At 55.5% G+C, this 22,163-nt stretch carries 18 protein-coding genes and 1 pseudogene; 10 read left to right on the top strand and 9 right to left on the bottom strand.

The genetic code is table 11. The features are described from left to right. The 4 genes from DXY10_RS02260 to DXY10_RS02245 form a co-directional block, all read right to left on the bottom strand. The coding region (locus DXY10_RS02260) for a DUF5050 domain-containing protein (RefSeq protein ID WP_198412986.1) at window positions 1-1,685 on the bottom strand (1,685 nt) is incomplete at its 3' end. Between the two features lie 48 nt (window positions 1,686-1,733). Next, on the bottom strand, window positions 1,734-2,801 hold the full coding sequence (locus DXY10_RS02255) for a TIGR03032 family protein (protein WP_115015674.1): 1,068 nt from the start codon (window positions 2,799-2,801) through the stop codon (window positions 1,734-1,736). A 66-nt stretch (window positions 2,802-2,867) separates the two neighbouring features. Then, window positions 2,868-3,113 (bottom strand): hypothetical protein, encoded by a 246-nt coding sequence (locus DXY10_RS14415; protein ID WP_170955666.1) that lies wholly within the window; start codon window positions 3,111-3,113, stop codon window positions 2,868-2,870. Between the two features lie 49 nt (window positions 3,114-3,162). Next, window positions 3,163-4,365: a S1C family serine protease gene (locus tag DXY10_RS02245; RefSeq protein ID WP_170955665.1), complete on the bottom strand. Its 1,203-nt coding sequence runs from the start codon at window positions 4,363-4,365 to the stop codon at window positions 3,163-3,165. 48 nt (window positions 4,366-4,413) lie between these two features. Between DXY10_RS02245 and DXY10_RS02240 the strand changes: the two genes are divergently transcribed. Further along, window positions 4,414-6,048 carry an FAD-dependent oxidoreductase gene (locus tag DXY10_RS02240; RefSeq protein ID WP_115015668.1) on the top strand — a complete coding sequence of 545 codons (1,635 nt, stop codon included), beginning with the start codon at window positions 4,414-4,416 and terminating at the stop codon, window positions 6,046-6,048. On the opposite strand, the gene DXY10_RS02235 is transcribed toward DXY10_RS02240, so the two are convergent. Next, complete coding sequence (locus DXY10_RS02235) at window positions 6,045-6,260, bottom strand: hypothetical protein (protein WP_115015666.1); 216 nt, start codon at window positions 6,258-6,260, stop codon at window positions 6,045-6,047. The two genes, DXY10_RS02240 and DXY10_RS02235, sit on opposite strands and share 4 nt — an antisense overlap. Window positions 6,261-6,345: 85 nt before the next feature. On the opposite strand from DXY10_RS02235, the gene DXY10_RS02230 reads away from it, so the two are divergent. Beyond that, window positions 6,346-6,579, top strand: coding sequence for a hypothetical protein (locus DXY10_RS02230; RefSeq protein ID WP_115015664.1), 234 nt, complete (start codon window positions 6,346-6,348; stop codon window positions 6,577-6,579). Here DXY10_RS02230 and DXY10_RS02225 read toward each other — a convergent pair. After that, on the bottom strand, window positions 6,561-7,808 hold the full coding sequence (locus DXY10_RS02225) for an iron-containing alcohol dehydrogenase (protein WP_115015662.1): 1,248 nt from the start codon (window positions 7,806-7,808) through the stop codon (window positions 6,561-6,563). The genes DXY10_RS02230 and DXY10_RS02225 overlap by 19 nt on opposite strands. 50 nt (window positions 7,809-7,858) lie before the next feature. Between DXY10_RS02225 and DXY10_RS02220 the strand changes: the two genes are divergently transcribed. Together DXY10_RS02220 and DXY10_RS02215 are read left to right on the top strand one after the other, a co-directional pair. After that, entirely contained in the window at window positions 7,859-8,677 is an 819-nt protein-coding gene (locus DXY10_RS02220) for an SdiA-regulated domain-containing protein (protein WP_115015659.1), read from the top strand. Continuing rightward, window positions 8,664-9,629 (top strand): SDR family NAD(P)-dependent oxidoreductase, encoded by a 966-nt coding sequence (locus DXY10_RS02215; protein ID WP_115015656.1) that lies wholly within the window; start codon window positions 8,664-8,666, stop codon window positions 9,627-9,629. The genes DXY10_RS02220 and DXY10_RS02215 overlap by 14 nt, the downstream gene beginning before the upstream one ends. 65 nt (window positions 9,630-9,694) lie before the next feature. Here DXY10_RS02215 and DXY10_RS02210 read toward each other — a convergent pair whose 3' ends face one another. The 3 genes and pseudogenes from DXY10_RS02210 to DXY10_RS14190 all read right to left on the bottom strand — a co-directional run bounded on the left by DXY10_RS02210 (window position 9,695) and on the right by DXY10_RS14190 (window position 13,582). Then, window positions 9,695-12,727, bottom strand: a complete 3,033-nt coding sequence (locus DXY10_RS02210; protein WP_244281893.1) for a hypothetical protein — start codon at window positions 12,725-12,727, stop codon at window positions 9,695-9,697. Between the two features lie 15 nt (window positions 12,728-12,742). Beyond that, window positions 12,743-13,192: pseudogene (locus DXY10_RS15105) on the bottom strand (DUF4347 domain-containing protein); the annotation flags it as partial. Continuing rightward, window positions 13,193-13,582, bottom strand: a complete 390-nt coding sequence (locus DXY10_RS14190) for a hypothetical protein (RefSeq protein ID WP_136989013.1) — start codon at window positions 13,580-13,582, stop codon at window positions 13,193-13,195. A gap of 186 nt (window positions 13,583-13,768) precedes the next feature. Between DXY10_RS14190 and DXY10_RS02205 the strand changes: the two genes are divergently transcribed. From DXY10_RS02205 to DXY10_RS02180, 6 genes are all read left to right on the top strand, one after another. Then, window positions 13,769-15,469, top strand: coding sequence for an alpha-keto acid decarboxylase family protein (locus tag DXY10_RS02205; protein WP_115015652.1), 1,701 nt, complete (start codon window positions 13,769-13,771; stop codon window positions 15,467-15,469). A gap of 237 nt (window positions 15,470-15,706) precedes the next feature. Next, complete coding sequence (locus DXY10_RS02200; protein ID WP_115015649.1) at window positions 15,707-16,147, top strand: hypothetical protein; 441 nt, start codon at window positions 15,707-15,709, stop codon at window positions 16,145-16,147. Window positions 16,148-16,646: 499 nt separating this feature from the next. Next, complete coding sequence (locus DXY10_RS02195) at window positions 16,647-18,245, top strand: multicopper oxidase family protein (RefSeq protein WP_115015646.1); 1,599 nt, start codon at window positions 16,647-16,649, stop codon at window positions 18,243-18,245. 172 nt (window positions 18,246-18,417) lie between these two features. Beyond that, window positions 18,418-19,518 (top strand): serine hydrolase, encoded by a 1,101-nt coding sequence (locus tag DXY10_RS02190; RefSeq protein ID WP_244281891.1) that lies wholly within the window; start codon window positions 18,418-18,420, stop codon window positions 19,516-19,518. 351 nt (window positions 19,519-19,869) lie between these two features. Then, window positions 19,870-20,154, top strand: a complete 285-nt coding sequence (locus DXY10_RS02185) for a hypothetical protein (RefSeq protein ID WP_115015641.1) — start codon at window positions 19,870-19,872, stop codon at window positions 20,152-20,154. A 142-nt stretch (window positions 20,155-20,296) separates the two neighbouring features. Next, window positions 20,297-21,883: an alpha/beta hydrolase gene (locus tag DXY10_RS02180; RefSeq protein ID WP_115015639.1), complete on the top strand. Its 1,587-nt coding sequence runs from the start codon at window positions 20,297-20,299 to the stop codon at window positions 21,881-21,883. Window positions 21,884-22,163 lie beyond the last annotated feature (280 nt).

The raw sequence follows: 22,163 nt of genomic DNA, 5'->3' as shown, positions 1-22,163 counted from the left end.
CTGGTGATGGGGTTGTAGTTAAAGGAGGAGAGAGCGCCTTGATCGTCGATGTTGTAGTAGAGGAACTTTTTATCTTTGCTGCGTTCGCCATTGCTGCCGGCAAGGTTGAGGTTGGGCGCGACGGTGGCGAGTTTCCAATGCAGGTTGGACTCTGTTTGATCGTCCACCAGGTTTTGCGACATTTCCAGCACTTTGCTGGAGATGGAGATCTCTTGTTTGACTAATGCTGCGAGTGTGGATTTGGAGAGGGTGTCAGCACTGAGGACAAGGGACGCTGTGGCTTTGATCTTGTTGAGTTTGGATTGGATATAGACGTTGAGTTTGTCTGATGGATTGGTATCGGTTTTCGTATCGCTATCTGTATCCGTATCCGTATCCGTATCCGTATCGGTATCGGTATCGGTATCGGTATCTATCTCAATGCCAGTTGAATAGCCCCAGAGCTCGATATCATCGTTCCCATTGTTTCCTCTAAACAACAGTGTATTGCCAAGAGCTGCTAAAGTTCTGACGTCGCTCACGTTAGAGGTAATCACGCCGTCGGCTGCTCCGGGGTTGAAGTCGAGAACCATTGAAGTTCCGTCTTCCGTTCCATCTGATCTCCATAATTCAGATCCGTGGTCTTCTGTGGATCCGATGAAGAAAAGATAATCTCCAACTACTGTGAAATTTCTCAGCTCGTCATTAAAATCTTCTTTGAGCAGGTACGTTTCGCTTTCCGTCCCGTCTGACACCCATAATTGCCCATGGCCAAAGTCATCCCTGTATTCAAAGAATAGCTTGTCTCCTACGGCGGTTAGGTTGGCTAGGTTCGAATCCCCAGTTCCTACGGAAATGTCTTTGACAATATTTGTGTTATCAGGTGTGCCATCGGTTGAAAACAACTCTAGGCCATATGATGTTGATGGGTCACTGGCTATAAAAAATAACTTATCCCCAACTGCCGTAAGGTAATTCACATTCTCTAGGCCGAGCTCTTCCTGGGTGCCGGCGTTGTTAGGCTCTTCCCCATTTATCTTCCATAAGGGGTAGCTCTCGTCGCTGTCTTGCGCCACGAAGTAAAGCGTTGTGCCGACGACGGCGAGTTCCATGGCGCGCATATTGCCGCCGTCGTATAACACCGGAGTAGTATCTGTAGTGCGATAGAAGAGGGTATTGGTTGTATCGGCATCAGTTGCAGTGAAAAAAATAGTATCATCGAGTGCAACGAAATTGCGCGAACCTGTGATTGAATTTCCTTCGGATAGCACCTCCTCTGCTTCCGTTTCTCCGCTTTCTACTTTCCATAGTTCATAGAGCCCCCCTTCGGCTTCGGTCTTGAAATAGAAGGTATTGCTTGTTGCTATAGAATAATTCTGATAGGGGAAAGGGTCGCCTGAGCCAGTGATTTGAGTAGCTGAACTTTGGTTGGCGCTTGCTTTGTGAAGCGTGCCGTCGCTAGCCGAGAAAAATGTTTCATTGCCGTCAATTGAAGGGAAGTCAGTCTTGCCGTCGACATCACCGTCGTAGATTAATTCAGTTCCTGCAGTTGTTCCATCCGTTCTCCATGCTTTGGTGTCTGGGTACTCTCCGGCTTCATCGCTGGCCAGAAAATATAGATGGCTACCAGCGACTGAAAAATTACTGGGATTTGATGACCCGGCTGAATAGATATTTTTAACGAGGAATGGGGTTGATGAAGTCATTGTGATTGGCTCAATCGTGTGGTTTGAAAATGTGAATCCTGATTTTTGTTAGGTGCGTTTCGCTGGTGTTGGTGGAGGTATGGCCCAGATGGTTTGGCTGTTGTCGTCTGTTTCGTCTGCTTTAGCGTTGGGGCCAACAGCGATTGGGCTGCGGTATCCAGGGATTGTGGTGACGGCAAACAGCTCTTCCACGCCGGTTTCAAACCAGCAGAACCCTTGCAGCGATCCTGAGCTCAGATCAATGAAGGCAATGCCACAGCGCAATTGATCATGCTTGGTGGTGATTGGGAGTCCGCCAAAGACGGCGGTTTCGCGAATGCGCGATAGGCCGATGATGGCGGTGTTGCCAATCAGGTCAAGGCCGCGGGTGTAGCCAGGCAGTTCGGCGATCACCTCTCGATCACCGTTGTGTCTGTTAATCCGTAGCAGCTGACCTTCGCCTGAATTGAGCACATACAGCTCGCCGCGATGCAGGCGGGGCGAATGCGGCATCGACAGGTTTTGGCAGAGCATGTTGCCGCTGCTCACCTCCATCACTACGCCACCATTGGTTTTGTGTTCACGCCATCCGTTTTCGCGGTTGGTGGCGGCATGCATGGTGACGTAGGCCGGTGCGCTGCCGTCTTCTGTGATGGCTACTCCATTGAGATGGCAGCGATCTCCAGGTGTGGAGTCGTCAATGAACGGTGGCGTCCAAAGTGGCGTGAAGCTCCAGTTGCCTTCAATGGAGGCGAGGCAGTTGCAGAGCGTGTTGACGAACACGAGTCGGTGATTGCACCAGCTGATGTCATGGGCCATCACTGGACCGGTGATATGGCAACTGCGGCTGAGAAAAGCGATGTCGTACTGACCGGCTGGCTTGATCTGCGCTGCAAGCGCAGGCTGGCCAGATAAGGACCAGATTTGATGTTTTGCAGCGAGGGCTAAGCCGGTGGGTGTTCGGGTGATCCCCATCGCCTTCTCGAAACTGCAGAAGTCAAAACAGAGATCACCCTGGTGATGGCCGATGCAAAGCAGCTGGCCGGCTTGATAGGTGCTCACTGCCAGGCTGCAGTTGAGACTTCTCAGCAGTTCAGGAAGATTTGTGCTGTGCAACTCACGGGCGCTCTTCTTCATGCTGCGAAAGGCGGCGCGCCATCTGTGCTTTTTTAAAGGCTGATCCGAGCTTGTGCACGATTTGCTTCACGGCTTGTTGTGTTGGCCTCTGTTGTTGCCATCACTGCATCTGCTGTCGCGGGTTTTCCTGTTTGTGAGTGCTGCTGATGCTCCTTGTTGGTTTGTGTCGGTTGATACGAATGGCTGCAGTGCGTCGCCCTGTTGATCGGGTGAACCGTGTTTTTTGTATTCCCAATCCGTTGCTTCGATAAAGGCTTTGTGTTGAACGTAAGGCTTATTGGTTTGCGCTGATTTGCTGAGCCGACTGCTCACGATGTTGTTGGTTGATTGTTGGCGAACGCAGGGTTCAGCCCGAATCCCTCTAGCCCCGAGGCCGAAAGGCAAAGCTGCCGCCATCGAGGTGAACGTGGATGTCTCCATCGCTGTCTTCGTTCCACTGGCCCTCATAGCGATGTCCATGGAGAAGGACTTCGGCAGTTTGGTTCTCCCAGAGCAACACGGTGCGCTTCAGACCACTGGGCTCCTCGACATCAAACACGGTGTGGCCGTCGGCATTGGTGCGTGAGGTGACCTTGCATTCAAACCCCTGAAGGTTGTCTGCATCTGTCTGCAGCTCGAACCAGCAGCTGGCGATATCGGCTGTCTGTCGGTTGGGGTTGTCTGGATTCAAGCCGATCGGCGGCTTGCTTTCGCTGGCCGTTGCATCCCGTGTCGTTGGATCGGTGAGGAAGACCTGGATCACCGACGATGCCACTGCAAAGTTCAAGCCTTCGCTGTCGGTCAGTTTGAAGGTGGCCACACCCACCACACAGCCGCTGTGATCCAGCACCGGGCCGCCCGAATTGCCGGGGTTGATCGGGGCGTCAATCTGCAGAATCTCACCGGCATCGCGCAGGCTGCTCACCACGCCTCGGCTCAGGCTGAATTCCAGCCCTTTGGGTGCGCCGATGGTGACGATGTCTGCGCCCACTTTGGGGCTGGTTGCTTTGAGGTTGAGGGGTTTTCCGCGTAAACCGGTCAGCTTCAGAAGGGCGAGATCGGTTTGTGGAGACGCACCACCTGCATCACTGATCACAGCAGCCTGGTCTTGGCTTCCATCCGCCCACTTCAACCTGACGGTGTTGGTTCCTTCCACCACGTGTGAGTTGGTCACCAACAGGGTGTTGCCGTCTTGGTGGCGAATCACGAAGGCACTGCCAGACGACGTGTCTGTGGTCACCACCGCCACGCCGCTCTTGGTTTGGCTGAACAGCGCTTCGGTGGAGAGGTCTTGGCTGCTACAGGGAGGAGCTGCCGCTGATTGCAGTCGTGTTTGTTGTTGCGATTGCTGCGGCAGTTGGGGTTGGCAGCCCGTCGCTGCAAGGGCTGCGCAGACCGATAAACCTATCCAGGTTGTTGTCAGCCGTTGCGCCATGGCGGGGCTTGGGTTGTTCTTTAGGGATAGACAGAGGTGGTGCTCCATGCCACCACCATCTTGAGGGGAGCTCCCGTTCAATCTGTCGTCAGCTGCGGCGAAACCGCTGCCTGTTGTTTGGGCTTCAGTTTGCATGCTGTGGCAAGCCACGGCTCGATTGCGGCATCTTTCTAAGTTGAGCTGACCCAGTTCAGCTCCATGACCAAGGCTGTGCCCCCGGTTGACAAGCCATCCCACGCGGTGGTGATTGGAGCCGGTTGGGCTGGGTGGGGAGCGGCCAAGGCACTCTGCGAGGCCGGTGTTCGCGTCACCCTGATCGATGGGTTGGCCGATCCAACCGGTCGCGAGCCAATCACCAGCCAAAGCGGCAAGCCGTTCGAAGCTGGCACCCGGGGTTTCTGGAAGGACTATCCCAACATCAATGCGCTGACCACTGAGCTCGGGCTCGGCTCGATCTTCACCGACTTCACCACCAGTGCGTTTTGGTCACCCGAGGGCCTGGAGGCGACTGCCCCTGTGTTCGGCGATGCGCCGTTGTTGCCGAGTCCACTGGGTCAAGCCTTCGCCACGCTCAACAACTTCAAGCGGCTCCCGGTTCAGGATCGGCTCAGCATCGCGGGGCTTCTCTACGCCATGCTCGACCTCAACCGTAGTGATCGGGTTTACCGCAACTACGACGCGATCGATGCGCTGACGCTGTTTCAGCAGCTGCGGATCAGTGATCGCATGATCGATGAATTTCTGCGGCCGATCCTCTTGGTGGGATTGTTCAAGCCGCCGGAGGAGCTGTCGGCTGCCGTCACGATGGAGCTCCTTTACTACTACGCCCTGGCCCATCAAGACTCCTTTGATGTGCGCTGGATCAAGTCCAAAAGCATCGCTGAACATGTGTTTGCGCCCCTGAGCACACGGCTCTGTTCAGAGCATCAGCTTCAGGTGCTGGGCGGCACCCTCGCTACGCGCCTCAACGTTTCGGATGACATCCCCACGATCCGTTCGGTGGAGACCTGTTCGGTCACACCAGCCAGCGTCGGTTTGATTGAGGATGTGGATGCCGTGGTGCTTGCGGTTGGTGCTAAAGGGATGGGGGCCTTGATGGCTCAATCACCGCAGTGCGGTGCCTTGATGCCAGAACTGGTTCGTGCCGGCAGGCTCGGATCCATCGATGTGGTTTCGATCCGTTTGTGGCTGGATCGCTACGTTCCGGTTGCCGATCCCGCCAATGTGTTCTCTCGCTTCACTGCCCTGAAGGGTGCCGGAGCCACCTTCTTCATGTTGGATCAGTTGCAGCGGGATGCGGAGCAGGCGCTGTGGGCTGATCAGCCACCTCAGGGTTCGGTGGTTGCCAGCGACTTCTACAACGCTTCGGCGATCGCAGATCTCAGCGATGAGGAGATCGTTGCTTGCTTGATGCAGGATCTGCTGCCCATGGCGCAGCCTGGTTTCCGCAGTGCCCAGGTCGTGGATCAAGAGGTGCGGCGTTATCGGGGGTCGGTGTCTTGGTTCTCGCCAGGCAGTTTCAGCAAGCGGCCACCGCTGGAAACGTCTCTGGCTTCTGTGGTCTGCGCTGGAGACTGGGTGCGGATGGGTGAGCAGGAACACGGTGCTAAGGGGCTCTGCCAGGAACGCGCCTATGTCTGCGGTTTAGAAGCAGGCAATTCACTGCTTCGGCGCGGGATTGTTAGGGGCTTTGGCCTGCCTGGTAACCGGCTGCACCCTGTGATTCCCATACGCAGCGATGAACCGCAGGTGCTGCTCGGGCGTGCGCTCAACAAGTTGGTGATGGATCCCCTCGAAGCCTGCGGGATTCGCTGGCCCTGGCTGGCCGTTTAGCGATTGCAGCTTGTGGTGCGCCACAACAGTGCCCAGGGCTGGAGCGCAACGCCGCAACCACCCCAGCCAGCCCAAGTGAAAGCCCCGTCTTGGGGACGGGGCTCTCGGATATGGCAGACGCAGGTCAGAACGGTGGTGACGTTTTTTGGGTTGTCCTTCACCGTGGCTTCACGATCGCCCCGCTGCGCGAACTCAAGGGTGATCAGGCTCACGTTGCCCTGTGCGGTTATCCCATCCCCCTAAGACTCGCTTGTGCTGTTTGTGGATCCATAGGGTTTGATCACTGCTTCAAACGCCATGTCTGACGCCTCCGGCCAACAACAGTCGTGCAAGGGCAACAAGCGGGCGATGCTCACCTACGGCGTGATCCAGATCTCAGCCACGCTGGTCTCCGCTCTTTCCCTCGCGGTGATTGCCTTCGGGTTCTGTGCCGTGAAGCAGGAGAGCAAGCTGTTCAACGGTTGTGTTGAGGCTGAGGTCGCCGATGGCCGCTCCAAGCCGGAAGCGGTTCGTTATTGCAACGGTGGTTGAGCGCAACGTTGGCTGTCGCTGTGGTCTTGTAAACGCGAGACCAGGGCCTGGCAGTCTGTCTGCGTCATCAGGCGTGGCACCGGATAGTCCGGGTGGGCTTCTTTGAGGGCGCTGCGGCTGATCTGGGGGATGTGCTCCTCGCGAAGCTCGGCGACAGTGGCGGGGATCCCCAGATCTTGCTTCAGTGCTTCGATCCAGGCGATGAAGGCCAGTGCCAGACCTTGCTCGCTGCCGTTGCTGCTATTGATGCCTTCGAGTTCGATCGCCCGTGCCATTTCGGCCAGTTGCCGCTCGCAGCAGGGGCTTGACCAGCGCAACACCTCCGGCAGCACGATGGCGTTGGCCAAGCCGTGGGGAAGTCCGTAAAGGCTGCCCAGGGCATGGGCGATGGCATGGGCATACCCCACATTGGTGCGCGTGAAGGCCGCACCGGCTTCATGGGCCGCTAGAGCCATCTGCAGTCGGGCCGTCTCATCTCTGCCATGACGATGGGCCTGCAACAGCCAGGCATGAATTCGTCTCAGCGCCGAGAGGGCCTTGCGCCGGCTCCAGGCGCTGCCGTTGCGGCCGATGTACGACTCGACGGCGTGGGTGAGCGCATCCATTCCGCTGGCGGCGGTGACGGCTGGTGGCAGGCCCAGCATCAGGATCGGATCAATCACCGTGATTCTGGGGAGCAGCTTCAAGTCGGCGATCGCGAACTTGCAGTGTCGTTGCGGGTCGCTGAACACCGCTGCGATTGTGCTTTCCGAGCCGGAGCCCGCGGTGGTGGGGAGGCACGCTAGGGGCGGCGGCGGTCCGATCACCCGGAAGAGGCCCTCCATCCAGCGCAGTGGAAACCAGGGATTGCCCACGCGAGCGGCGATGCCCTTGGCGCAGTCCATCACTGAGCCACCTCCCAGTGCGATCAGGCTGTCGCAACCGTTGCGGCGGTAGCACTGCAGCCCGGCTTCAACACAGGCGATGGTGGGGTTTTCGGGTACCTGGTCAAACACGCTGCATGGCAGCCCAGCGGTGTCCAGGTCCCGGATCAACGCTGCTGGTAGCTGCAGCTGCATCAGCTGGCGGTCGCTCACGAGTAGGGGGCGACGCCAGCGACGCCTGCTCAGCTCTGCTGCCAGTGTCTGGCTGGCACCGGCTCCGATCAGCCTGTGCTGACGGGGGAAGGGCAACACCCGGGCCAGACCTTTGAGTAGGAGCTGGTAGGTGCGGATCAGCAGAACATGCATGTCACCGGATCGAGCAACCAGAATCGACTGAGTCGCGACAAGGGTCGCTGATGGGGAAACTACGCCTCGAGTTGATCAGCCGTCATCGCATTCGTGATCCCGGTATCGGCCTGAATGAACCATCGGGCCTCAGCTTGAACGCCGACGGCACGGCGCTTTACACCGTGAGTGATGACACCAAGGCCATCTTTTGCATGGATCTCGAAGGTCGCGTGTCGATCCACGACTGCTTCTTCGTCCCTACGCAGGGCCTTGAAGGGATTGCCATCAGCACAGACGGCACCCAGCTCCTGGCTGTGCAGGAAGAGACCAACTCGCTCATCACGATTGACATCATCAGTCGCCGGGAACTGCATCAACGTCCACTCTCAGCGATGGCTCACTACAGCAGTCTTGCCGAGCACTTCCCGGATCAACCGGACAACAAGGGCTTGGAAGGCATCACGGTGAACACGACGAATGAGCACGTGTTCGTCGTTAAAGAGGCTGAACCGGGCCTGCTGATCGAACTGGATGCGGCGTGCAGCACGATCCTGTCATCGAGGCAGTTATCGGAGGCGAATGGTTTCTCACACCCGGAGCTGCGGTCGGATCAACTGGACTTTTCTGGCCTCAGTTACGACAGGCATCGAGACACCCTCTGGATCACAAGCGACAAAGGCCAGTGTTTGTTCCATTACGACTGGCATGGCGATGCCGTACTCCAACGCCTTGATCTGGTGTTCACGCCAAACGACAAACCAAACGACAAACCGAAGCGCATCCGCAAAGCGGAGGGCGTCGCTATCGATCCCGACCGTGGCAGGGTCTATGTGGTGAGCGATCGTGATGCTCGGCTCTATGTGTTCAAGCTCCATGACTCGTGCTGAACCAGGCAGGATCTTGCTCACCGGCGGCAGCTCTGGCATCGGTCTTGAGGCGGCCAGGCTCCTGAACGCCCAAGGGCATGCGCTCACCATCCTCTGCCGCAACCAGGCGAGTGCTGATCAAACGTTGGCCCTTGTTGGCGGCGCCGTCCGAACCTTGATTTGCGACCTGGCTGACCTCAGGGCTGTTGCTGACATCACCCATCAGCTTTGCGACAGCGACACGTCGTTTGATGCACTGGTGCTGAATGCAGGCCTCCAATACGCCGGAGACCGCCAACCACGCTGGAGCAGCCAGGGCATCGAACTCACCTTTGCGGTCAACCAGCTGGCCCATCAGTTGATCGCGATGCGCTTGATCCCCTTGCTGCGTCGGTCAGCCAACCCCCGCTTGGTGATCACGGCCTCGGAGGTGCATAACCCTGCCAGCGGTGGCGGCAAGGTGGGCCGGCCGGCGTCCCTGGGAGATCTGGCGGGACTGCGCGCCGGGGCCGGCTTCGGGATGGTGGATGGCAGCGACCGCTTTGATGCCGATAAGGCCTACAAAGACAGCAAGCTCTGCAATCTGCTGATGGCACGGGAGTTGGACCGGCATCTGGATGGGACGATCCCCGTGATTGCCTGGAGTCCCGGTTTGGTGATCCCGCGCAGCGGTGGTGGTTTCTTCCGCGACAACCGCCGGCGCAATCCGCTGGCGATGGCTGCCTTCGCTCTGGTGGCCCGTGATCTGTTTCGGATCACCGAATCGCTTGAACGCGCCGGCAGCCATCTGGCCCATCTGGTGATGGATGACAGCGCCACTCCCGGGTTCACCTACATCACCAACACATTGGTTCGCCCGGGGGTGCATCACTTCGAGGTGGAGGACACCAGCCCCGAAGCTGCCGATCTGCAGAAGGCGGCGGAGCTGTGGAAGCTCTCGGAGTTGTTGATGGATCGCACCACCGTTTGCTGAGGTTGGCGTGCGTGCCAAATGCCAACCTCAGCTTGCTTTTGTGATCTGCCCCCTACGAGCCTGGATCAGGTGGTCGCTTGTGCATTGAAATTAAAGGCGAGGATGAAGTCGTCGTAATCGAGATCACCACCACCGAGGGTGTCTTCTAGGCCAATGAGGTTTTGGCCGAAAGAACGGAAGTGTGAGAGCCCATCGGCATTGGCCGCATCAAAGGCAAAGAAGGTGTTGTCATTGACCTTGGCATAGGGAGCGAGATAGCTGAATTCGCTCAGGCTGAGATCAGTGTCTGCGGTTGTGTCGTCGTCTAGGGCAAGATTGTCGAGTTCTGCGACACGGTTGGCTTTGCGTAAAGCGGCCTTGGTGTAACCGTTATCTCCGGGTGTGAGTAGAGAGCCATCAGCAGCAGTCACGCTGCCAGCGGTGTCGAGGACACGATAGAAGCCGATGAGTGAATCAAAATTTGCTTCTCGACCCATTTGCAGCACACCGGTGACTGTTTCGTCATTGGTGAACGCTGTGAAATCGAGAATTGGTGCTGAGAACTGCTGCTGCTGAGCGATAAGAGCCTCGATGCCAGGATCAGTGTTTTGCTGCGTGAGGACAAGATCGATCGCGTTCCCATCTGTGATGGAGAGCGAACCGTCCGTTGTGATGGCTTGTTCGAGGAAGGAGAAACGTGAATCGCTGAGGGAGGTTAGATCACTGAGTTGTGCATCCTTCACGGAGAAAAATTGAACGCTTTGGCCATTGAGAAGCTGCAATGACCGCTTGAAGATGAATGCTTCATGGAGAGTGACATCGGTATCTTCCAGTGAGCAGAAGAGGCTGACAGCACGGTTCTTGAGTTGATCGAGATCGGCAAGGATGGCATCAGCGTTGGCGAGTTCATCGGCATCAAGAATGACGTAACCGATGGATTCGACTGAGTTGCCGCGTGCGCCGAGAAGCGCCTGAAGGTTCAATACAGCAGGGCTAGTGCTGTCGTCAGAGTCGGCGAGGGTGATCAAGCCATGTTCAGTTTTCGAGAAGACAGGAGTGAGATCAACGGTGGCGAGTGTGGAACCCGCATTGATCACGCCATTGCTCTTTCCATCGTGATCACCGCGTTTGCCATCAATGTGCATATGTATGACACGATCAGCGATGCCGTCGCCATCGATATCAAACGAGCGAGCACCTGTTCCGGTGATGGGGTCGTAGTGGCCGTTGGATGGGGATCCATTGCCATCGATGATGTAATGAATGATTTTCTTGGTGGGATTTCGCTTGCCTTGTGTGTTCGATAGCCCGAGATTGGAGGCGATCAGGTTAAGGTTGAAATTGATGCTCGTATGGGTTAGATCCTCCTCAAGGTTGAGCCCAAAGTTGATCACTTTGTCGGCAAGCGTGATGCCTGAACTCGTGAAACCTGAACGAACTGTTTGAGAGAGGGTGTTGGAGCTAAGGGCCAGAGAGGCGTTGGCTTTGACTTTTTCGAGTTTGGACTGGATGTAGAGGAGCAGACTGTCGGGCGTATCGGTATCGGTGTCAGTGTCAGTGTCAGTGTCAGTGTCGGTGTCGGTGTCAGTGTCGGTGTCAGTGTCGGTATCTGTGCTCTCGACTATTATTTGGACGGTATCACTTGCACTAGAGAATAGCGAAGCCTGTGTTGTGTCAATCGAATGAGCACCATTGGCTATTTCATCAATAACCTTAACGATGTCCAATCCGTCATCTGTGGTCACGAAAGCCGTACTTCCATCCCCTGAAATAGTGATGCCTCTGGCACCGCCCGACGTTTCGTAGTAACCCACGAGTGATGGCGCAACAGTTGTGCTGACATTGCTGATATTAATTACATGCAAGCCAATTTTTACTGAGGAATCTTCATTGATAGTGACCACAAAGGCGGTGTTGCCATCCTCTGAAAGTGTCACGCTTTCTGCATGCCCTTCGAGATCAAGAGAATTGATAAGTGTGGGGCTGTCGAGGTCGGTTACGTCTACGATCACAAGACCATTATGACCGTCAGCTAAATAGACGGTTTGATTGTTTTGTGAGATTGCGATGCCTCGGGCGTTGCCATCGCCTTCATTGTTGTCATTGCCACTATTATTGTCGGGATCGAAATAACTCACCGCTGAAGCCGAAGTTGGATCGGTGATGTCGGCGATGACTAATCCACCATATTGAGCTGCGATGAAGGCAGTGCTGTCATCTGAAGAAAGAACGAGACCTCTGGCTTTCCCTCTGTGAGATAAAGAATCTAGAAAGTTTGGATTCTCTGGATCCGTTACGTCGAAAATTTCAATCCCATTGCCATCGCGAGTCAAGATAAGAGTCTCTTTGTTGGATGAAAGGGTGACCCCGCCAGCTCTTTCATTGTTCCTGTCGGAACTTCCAACTACTGATGCCAGGGGGGGATGGACATCAACGACTTTCAGCCCACTTTTCCATTCAGCAACGTAAACGTAGGCAGCATTGCTATCAACATCGTCAACGGCAACAGCTGAGGCGGTATCGCTGTCTAGAGCGACGGTTTCTGTGATGGATGGGTTTGTATGATCGCTGACATCAATGATTACTAATCCACTAGCTGATGCTGCTACGTATGCTCTGTCGTCATTTGAAGAGAGTCTGACGTTCCAAGCAGTGGAATCAGTCTCGACCGTACTACCAATCTGGGATGGTGAGCTGCTGATCGGTGAGTTGCGATCCCAGGCCTTGAAGGTAATTAGATCGCTAATCGTGCCGCTGTAGTCACCGGCAGGAACATAGGCCAGGCGGGTGTTGCTATCGGCATAGAGTACATGTGCCGAGTCTTCTGACACCGTGCCAACATTGTCCCAATTGCTGCCATTGTCGGTTGAAAAGTAGAGACTTCCATCGGCAAGGTTGGTGGCGATGATGGCAATAGCGGGTGAATCGCCATCGCCATCGCTGAAATTCTGCAGGTCTCCGTCTGAATCAATCAGGGCCGAAACAAGGGTTCCAACTGCACCGGCTGGCATGCCCGTGTTGGCCTCGATCGTCAGCAATTCAGGGCTTGCCGTTGTCGTGAGCACGGGCGCGCTCAGTTGGTGAGCCCACGATTGTTGTTGCAGGGCTGCAACTGGCAAGGCAGGGGCAGTTCCTGTGTGTTGGGAGATCAGCCTCCAGTCACTGCTGCCGTCAGGACGACGTCCGAGCAGGCTGTTACTGCACCAAAGTTTCGCACCGGTTAGCTCTTCCCAGAGGGCGACGAAGTCGCCATCAGCTCCAGTGTGGCAAGACCAAAGGGCAATTTCATTGAGTTGCCATGAGGCGAGCTGATGATGAGCGTTGAGAAGGGCCTTGGCATTGATTTTCGTGTCTCCGAAACGGAGAGCGCCGGTTTCGCCATGACTGACAACATGCAGTGTTTGAACTGGGGTGCCTTTGTGCTCTCTTTGGCTCAGAACATCCGTAATGGCCTTTAAGGGGTCTTGATCGATCTCGATCCAGACGACAGGAAGTGTGCTGTCCGTGAGCAGTTCCCTGATCTTTTGGCAGCTCCCATCTGCGACCAGCAATGAAATATTGGTATCGAGGGATACAACAGACATTTAAACCTGCTCTTCTACGGCTAATCTATTTGGGGTTGGATTGTGCCTGTTGGGTGTAGTGGACGCCTTGTTCTTTGCCTTAATAGGTAAAGTCGTTGATCCAAGCCATTTTGTTTCTGTCGCTGCTTGGCAGCGATCGTTCTGGCCAGGCCTTTTGTCTTGATGGCAGGCGACTCTGAATATCGCTGAGGATAATGTGTATCGTCTGATACTTTGCTTGTTGGCAAGATTCAGTTGTGCATTGCTGCTTTTGCGCCGACGCGGCATTTCATTTTTGTTGATGCTCTTGAGATCGCAGGCATGCCTTTGGATGAGCTTTAAGACCTTGGTCAGCAGGGTGGCTCTACGCGCCGGGTTGAACCTTATTGCTGAGGTGACCGCTGCTGCCATTCAGGAGTGACTGATTGCAGTGGTTTTGAGTTCTTACCCGCGAGTTGTCACTGATTTTTTGTGCCACTTGGCGTGATTGTGGCCAATGCAGGGCCATTGGATGAGAGCCGTTCCCCCAATCATCTTTGCCGTGGCATTCCGCGTTGAGGATGATCAGACTCTTGTGAGATCAGGATTGGCCTGCTGATGTCTCCTTCAGTTGTTGGTTATACCCTCGATCGTCTAGCGGCCCTCGGCATTGAGCATGTCTTCGGCGTTCCAGGCGACTACTCCTTTCCGCTCAACGATGCTGTTGAGGTGCACCCTCGTCTGCAATGGGTGCCATCGTCGAATGAACTGAACGCGGCCTATGCCGCCGATGGCTATGCACGACGCAAAGGAGCTGCGATCGTCTGCACTACCTACGGCGTCGGGGAACTCAGTGCTCTTAATGGCCTGATGGGTTCGATGGCCGAGCGTTTGCCTGTCTTTCACCTGGTCGGCACGCCAAGCATGCGCATTGTGCGTCAGGGTCTTATTTGCCATCACACTCTCGGCGATCGGATTTACGACAGGTTTGAGGCGATGTCCTCTGCGGCGAGTTGTGTCAGCGCGAGGCTGACTCCTGAAAATGCTGTGATTGAGCTGGAGAGAGTCATTGATAAAGCACTCGAGGAATCCAGGCCTGCCTATCTGACAGTCCCGATGGATCTGGCTTTGATGCCAATCACTGGCGACCCGATTGAGGGCTCTCCAATCGGAGCCATCAGCCAGCACGCCAGCGTTGTGACCGAACTCGATGCTGTTCTCGAGCTCGTGGAGTCGCGGATCAGAGCCGCGACCCAGCCCGTTGTGTTGCCAACAGTCACGCTTCGTCGATTTGGCTTGGTTGATGCCTTTGCTCAGTTTCTTGAGGTCACCGGCTTGTCTTACGCCACCACGCCAATGGACAAGGGGCTTCTCAGTGAGGACCACGCCGCGTTTTTGGGGATGTACAACGGAGGTCGATCCACTCCCCCTGCTCTGCAGGGAGTGATTGAAGCGTCTGATCTGCTGATCGATCTTGGTGGATTGGTGATGGATGACCTCAATACAGGCCTTTGGAGTGGACGGCTGGATCTCAGCCGCGTTGTGGCTTTGCACGCAGACTGGGTGCAAGCTGGTGATCAGGTGTTCACCAGTGTCAGCCTGAGTGATGTGCTCGCAGGGCTTATCACGCGTTTTCAAGCTGGATTAAAGCAGCCGTCTCGTTGTGGCGATCAGCGCTTTGTTCAGCCTGAACCCTTTCTGCCAGTGTCCGGTCAAGCCCAGGAGCCAACGAGTTCGTCAGGCTTTTATCCGCGTTTGCAGCGCTTTTTGCGGCCCACAGATGTATTGGTGTCGGATACAGGCACCTGCTTGCTGAAGCTGAATGCGCTTCGCTTGCCTGCTGGAGTGGCGATGGAAAGCCAGACGCTCTGGAGTTCGATTGGTTGGGGCACACCTGCCGCCTTGGGATGCGCTCTTGCCGACCAAGATTGTCGCGTTGTGCTCGTCACAGGTGATGGTGGCCATCAACTGACGGCACAGGAGATCGGTGTGATGGGCTTCACAGGGGTGTCTCCCGTGGTGATTGTTTTGAACAACGGTCTGTATGGGGTAGAAGCTTTGATCAGTGAGACGGGCCACGCCTACAACAACATTCCCATCTGGCGTTATGCCGACATCCCAACAACATTGGGTTGTCAGGGTTGGTGGTGCGGCAAGGCTGCCACGTTGGCAGAGCTTGATCAGGCCTTTGCTGAGATCAACGATCATTCAGGTGCTGCTTACCTTGAGGTTTTGATCCCCCCTGAGGAGAGCCAACCCTTGGCGGAAGATGTGATTGAAATGATGCATCAAACGCAGACACCAAAAATGACAAAATAACATTCATGCGCATTGCTTAAGGCTGCTAGTCCTGATGATTTGTTGGTGTTTTTATTGAGTCAACGTCGATCCAGATTGTTTGATTGATTGCAAGGGTTTTGTCTTCTGTTTTGAGTTGGGGCTTTTATCAAGGCCTCGGTGCTGTTTTGCGCGCGGAAGGAAGACTCGCGCTGGTTTACACCTGCGTGGCTATCACTAAGGGCGTTAGCCGCCATCGTTGCTGCCGAAGGAGGAGCCATGAACGCCGCGATTTCGATAGCCGTTCTTTTGCTGGCATCTGGAGCCGCTCCTGATTCCCTTTCACCTGATGTTCAGCGCACCTATAGGTGTGGTCGTGAGCGTCAGTCGGCGGCTGGCTGTTTTAACGCCTGGACCAGGCTCAGCCATGGAGGGAAGACGGGCGAGTGGGTTCCTGCCTATTGCAGTGATCAACCTGATGAGTACAGCAACGGCAGCTGCTATGGCGGTGGCGTTCCCTGGTGGTGGTGGAACGGCAGCGGCAGGATTGGTGATCCGGTGCTGAAGGACTTCTGGTTCCGTGATTACGCGGGCCCTGAAGTGAATGGTGTGTTCCGCAATAACAATGCCTACGGCGACGCCCATCGTTTGCCCGGTCAGCACCATTGCTACAAGGCCAAGCAGAGCATGTTTTGTATGGAGTTGATGCAGCCTCGTTAGCTGCTGTGTTGAACGTTCGAACGTTTGCGGCTTCGATCAAGGATCGTCGGAGCCAGAATCGGCCGAGCCAGAATCGGCCGAGAGACAGTGATGATTCGTGTTTGGAGTGGTGCTTCAGGAGTGGCTGAGTGCATCAGTGCTAAGGGCATCAGTGCTAGGGGCATCAGTGATAAGGGCAAGCTTCGTGAGTTGTCACTGGTTTTTGTGTGACTTGGCTTGATTGAGGGCCTCTGGCAAGACCTGTTGAAGCCGGTCGTCCAAAGTGGCTCCCTTTCAGTTTCTCCAGCATCTTCTACGTTTTGGCTGGCTTGGCGTGATCCGCTGATTCAGCGCGCAACGGTGTGGCGTTCAGCTTGCGAAGGCGTTCCTGCGGCGAGGATGGACCTGATGACCTCGCCTGATGTCATTACCTGATGTCATCAAATGCTTAGAAAAAAATGCTTCTCCAGCATCCACCAAAAGGCCGTCATTAAACCAGTGAGAACTGGCTCAGAGATTCTTGCTGCGTCGTTCTTTTTTGCGATTGGGCGTGCTGGTCGCTTTCGTTGGCAGCGTCAGCCTGGAGGTGGTCAAGGCAAGTCGAGCCAAAGTTCGGTTGTCTTGGGATCGATTCATCAGTCAGAAGGCGTTTCAGTGGCCCCGCAATTCAGAAACCGTTGTCCTTGAAATCACAACAGCACCCATCACAGTTCTGGGGCGTTCCGTTGTTCGAGGCTGCATTCGTCAGGTGGATGGCCAGAGGGGATACACCACCTCACAAGTCAATGGCGTCAATCTTGAGCTGATCAACCAATTGCCGGTGCCCACGAGCGTGCATTGGCACGGTTTGATTCTTCCCAATGCCATGGATGGCGTGCCGTTTGTCACGCAACCACCGATTCCGCCTGGACAACGCCAACGCATTCACTACCCGCTGGTGCAAAACGGTACCTTTTGGATGCACTCTCACTACGGCTTGCAGACCCAGGCTTATATGGCTGAGCCGTTTGTGATCCTCTCTGAGGAGCAAGAGCGGTGGGCCGATCGAACGATCACGGTGATGCTGAGGGATTTCAGCTTCACGCCCGCGAGTCAAATCCTCGACAACGTCGTTGCTGGCGAGCGCGGCGGTGGGACTGCGATGGCCAAAGGCTTGGCTGATTTCGCTTGGCATGAGCCGCGAATGCTGCTGACCCAGCAATGGGATCAGGCAAATCAACGCTTTTGTTGGAAACAAGAAAAAGGGATGTTAATGATGGCCCCAGACGTTGTTTACGACGCTCTGCTGGCCAATGAACGCAGCCTCGATGCTCCAGAAATCATTGATGTGGAGCCTGGCGAGACCGTGGCGATTCGTTGGATTGCCGGCAGTGCCTTTATGAGCTTTTTTCTGGATCTTGGCGATCTCGAGGGCGAGCTGCTCCGCACCGATGCCAATCCGGTAGAGCCGATCAGCGGCTCGGTGTTTCAACTCGCTACAGCGCAGCGTTTGACGCTGCGCGTCAAGTTGCCTGAAGAACCTGGGGTTTTTCCGTTGTTGGCTTTAGGTGAACGCAGCAATCTGCGTTGTGGCGTCGTGCTGCGCAGTAACAAGAAGCTCAGCATGCCCGATTTGGCACCACAAACCCATCAGTGGACTGGTCGCCTCGATTTCACTCAAGATAAGCATCTGCGGGCACAACAGCCTCTCGCCGTTCGTGATGCAGATAACACAATCCCTATTGCCTTGACAGGCCCGGCTCCAAAATACAAATGGGGCTTGAATCATCGTTTTTACCCCTACAGAGACCCTTACTGGGTTGAAAAAGGCCAACGGGTGGAAATGGTGTTTACTAACCCCACCCCCATGGGCCACCCCATGCATCTGCATGGACATGAATTCCAAATTCTTGAAATTGATGGTGAGCCCTTGTCCGGAGCCATGCGCGACACGGTTTATGTGCCGAAAGGGGGGACTTGCCGGATTGCCTTCGATGCCAATAACCCAGGGATTTGGGCTTTCCACTGCCATATCAGTTATCACCACATTCGCGGTATGTTCAACGTGGTGGCTTATCGCTCCGCTGATTTGAGTTGGTGGGATCCATCGGGCGTCAGTCACGAACTCCTACCTTATTGACGTTCTCTTGTTCAGTGACGGCCCCAGACAATACAAAACCCCTAACAGGTGTAGTGGCGTGATTTAGCGTTGAACAAAGAACGTTGTGACTGCGATGTTGCGGGACCGACTAAGGCTCTTTCGAGGGGGCTGGGCTGGGGCGATTGTCTGCTTTGCTACGGCTTCCCTCGCCATGCCCACGGAGGCGGCATCTCCCTTCACCGACCTGCAGCAGCAGATCGACACCCTGCGACAGAAACACGGGATTCCAGGTGCTTCCATTGCCGTCATTGATGGCGGGACCATTGCTTGGGCAAGGGGATTTGGAGTAGCGGATCTGGCCAGCGGCCGACCGGTGACGGCTGACACCTTGTTCCAGGCCCAATCGATCACCAAAACTCTCACGGCCCTGGCATCAGTCAAGCTCCTGGCAAGCAGAGGGATCGCCCTGGATGAGCCCGTCAATCGTTATTTGAAGGATTGGACGATCCCGGAGAACAGCTACACCGCGAGGGTGCCGGTGAGCTTTCGGATGCTGCTGAACCACACCGCAGCGTTGAGTAATCCTTACCCCGACGGATGCTGTGGTCCGAAGGAAACTCTTCCGAGTTTGCCGCAGGTGTTGCGAGGACTGCCTCCAGCCAACAACGAACCGCTCACGGTGGAGCGAATTCCTGGCAGTCGCTTCGACTACTGCAACGGCTGTTATGCGGTGCTGCAGACGGCGTTGGAATCCATCAGCAACCAATCCTTCAAGGCCTTGATGCAGGAGTTGGTGCTGACACCGTCCGGCATGAGGAGCAGCACATTCAACAACCGATTTTTCCTGAACGACAACAGCGCAATCGCCATCCCCTATGACATCGATGATCAGCCGCACCCTCGGGCACCGATGCGGCATCCCATCCTTTCCACCGGTTTGATGTGGAGTACGGCAAGCGACTTGGCTCGGTTCAATCTGGCCTTTATCAAGGCGCTCAATTCCAGCCATATCCTGATTGAACAACCTTTGGCCCAACAGTTGAGCATCCCTAGTTCCACTGAGAGCCGGAGCCTGGGGTTCTTCATTGGTGACCGCAACGCCGATGCCCAGGCGCAAGGAGGGTATTTGTTTCATTCAGGCTCCGGAAATGGCTATCTCAGCCTTTCAATTATTGGTCTGGATGGAGACAAAGGAGCTGTGATCTTGATTAACAAGGCACCTAACCCCTGGACTACTACCAATATACCGCAATTTGAATTTATCAAAGATAGCCTCAGGTTAATTAATTCTGGCGCGGAGTGGACTCGCTGATCGGCCCACTCGCGTAAGCCTTCATTCTGTTGAAGTGAGTCTTAATTGCACTTTATTGAGGATACCTTTGGCTAGCGCTGTTGCCCTTTGTGCTTTCACTGCAAAGGCAAGTCGATTTTTATTTTGATGATCAAGCTGCGCTTAAAGATTAATGTTATTGATTCGGCTTGAGTGCCACAGGTTGGTAATGGCTCGTGAATTCAGTGCGCCCTGATTTAAGCAACTGGCTATTCATTGCAGTGGTTTTGAGGGGGTGCTTTTTGAGTTGTCCCTGATTTTTTGCAAGCTGAGCGGATTGTGTGCAACTGGGATGCGCCAGAGGAGTGCTGAGAGAAGGACGGGTGAGTTTCCATGCAAGCCGATCGCCTTGCTTGCTATCAGTTACCCGTGATCAGAGATCCGAGCTCAGGTGGTGAGGGGCCAGGACCGCGGCAGGAACCGACGAAGGTGCAGGTCTTGGTGCTGGGCTTGGACCGGGCAACAGCGATGGAGTTGGATCGGTGCTGGGGCCTGGAGCCGCTCTGGGAGTCGCTGTTGGCGTTGGCCGTGGATGTCTGTTTTATTTGCTTTCTTGAGAGACTGGGCATGGTCGTGAGTGAGTCTTTCCATCTAGGGCGACTAACAGGGCATGCCTAGTGACCGATTGCTTACCCGCTCTGGTTGATCAAGGGTTGTTAAGTTGTCCACCCTTGATGAAGAAAGCTCAGTTTTCGTGGTATCCGGTTGTTTGACCTTTTTCTAGCAATTAGGTGTAGTTTCTCCTAAATAGCTGATTGATATGAAGCGCTTTTTATTCGCGTTGATCGGTCTTGGTGCCCTGGTGTCGGCTCCGGCATCGTCCGCAGAGCGACTCAGCTTCCAGCTTGGTGAATTCGAGCGATCCATCCCGATCGATGAACTCGCCGACTATGCGGGCGGTCAATCACCAGGGACCGCACTCGCCGATGTGCTGCGTCTGTTTAAACCCTCCGAAAAGCAGGCATTTCGCAAGGCTCTCAATCAGTCGGCTCCTGTGAATGCCCTCATGGCATCGAACTTTCTCTCCACTCCCCTGGGTAAGCGAACGGTTCAACAGCTGGCGAAGCTGATCAATCAGCCCACGGACGTGGCAGGCAATGCTCTGGCCTCAGCCTTGATTAATGCAGCAGCCAACAGCGACGGTCTGCGTTTGATTGATGTGCTTCAGGCCTACCCGCTACCCACGATCGCGATCAATGTGAGCGCTGTCGGCTCGCTGCTGCGTTCCCTGACCCAGGAGTTCAATCTTCAGAACAAGCTTTATTCGCGTCTGTCTGAACTGGGAGGAACTCCAGAAACCGCTCCGGATCTTCAAGTCGCAGCGCAACCAGGCAACACTGGTTTTGAGCAGGTGTCCTTCACGTTCAAAGGTCGCGTCGTCGACAGCGTCAAGGCCGGTGTCTATCTGCCCGAGACGTCAACGGCCAGTAGCCAGGCTCCTCTGGTGGTGCTAGCGCCGGGCTTGAACACTGACATGAATGCGCTCCTCTACGTCGGGCAGACCCTGGCAAGTCATGGCTATGCGGTTGCGTCTCTCGACTTTCCCTTCACCAGCGCTGACACCATGACAGCCGCGATCAAGGGTACAGGTGCCATGCCTCCCGCCAATGCCTGGTATCGCCAGCCGATCACCGTGACTGAACTGATCGATCAGGTTGAGAAGCGCTGGGGGGACAGGGTCGACACCCAGCGGGTCGGCGTCCTCGGCCAGTCCCTTGGGGGCTATACGGTCACGGCCCTTGCGGGGGCTCAACTGGACTGGCCCCACCTGGTGCGCGGATGTGAGCAGCTGAATGACCCCAGCACCGTGGTTCTCAACCCGGCCATCGTCTGGCAGTGCGTAGCACCCGAACGTGTGGTGAAACGAACCAACTTCCGCGATCCCCGCGTGAAGGTTGCTGTTGCGGTGAATCCAGTGACCAATCCGATTTTCAGCAGTCGATCGATGTCTCGTGTTGCGGTGCCGATGCTCGTGATTGCTGGCATGAATGACGTGTTCGCTCCGCCGGTTTCCCAGCAGCTCACCCCCTTCATCGGTCTTCGCCAGCCAGGCTCGGTGCTGGCGGTTCAGAAGAGCGGCACTCATCTTTCCTTCTTGGATGCCACCTCAAACCTCCCACCAGTGATCACTGGCCCGGCGCAGTCTCTTGCCAGACAGGAACTTCAAGGGATGGCGAAACTGTTTTTCGATAGGCATCTTCTGGGTCAAGCCGGAACACTTCCCCTCGCCCCTGTTGGGAACGGGGCGTTCCAGTCCGGTTCAGCACCACTTCCATTGTTATTCCGCTCCTCGTTGACAATGCAGCAACTCGAGACGGTGGAGCCTGGGCTGAAGGAGGTCCCCTGAGACCACACTGATGCGGCGTTCGCTGGGCAGAATCACTTGTGGGTAGGGAATGACCTGAGTGGCGTCAGTCCTCATCCAACCTGCTGATCAGCAATGGCCTTGGTGGCCACAGTTGCCACCCGTTGATTTGTGTTTGCAGTGGGGTTCGTGGAGTGGTTACTGCGTTGTCTCTGGTTTGTTGTGCAACTGGGCGGAACGATGGGCAATGGATCCCGCTCCCGTCTCATCGGAATCAAGCGAGAACAGCTTGAGGAATGGTTCTTGAGGATCTTGAAGCCTG

The organism is Synechococcus sp. UW140 (assembly GCF_900474295.1).
In the GTDB taxonomy this organism is placed as follows: domain Bacteria; phylum Cyanobacteriota; class Cyanobacteriia; order PCC-6307; family Cyanobiaceae; genus Synechococcus_C.
The sequence above is the reverse complement of the archived record's forward strand: the minus strand, read 5'-3'. Positions and strand labels throughout refer to the sequence as shown.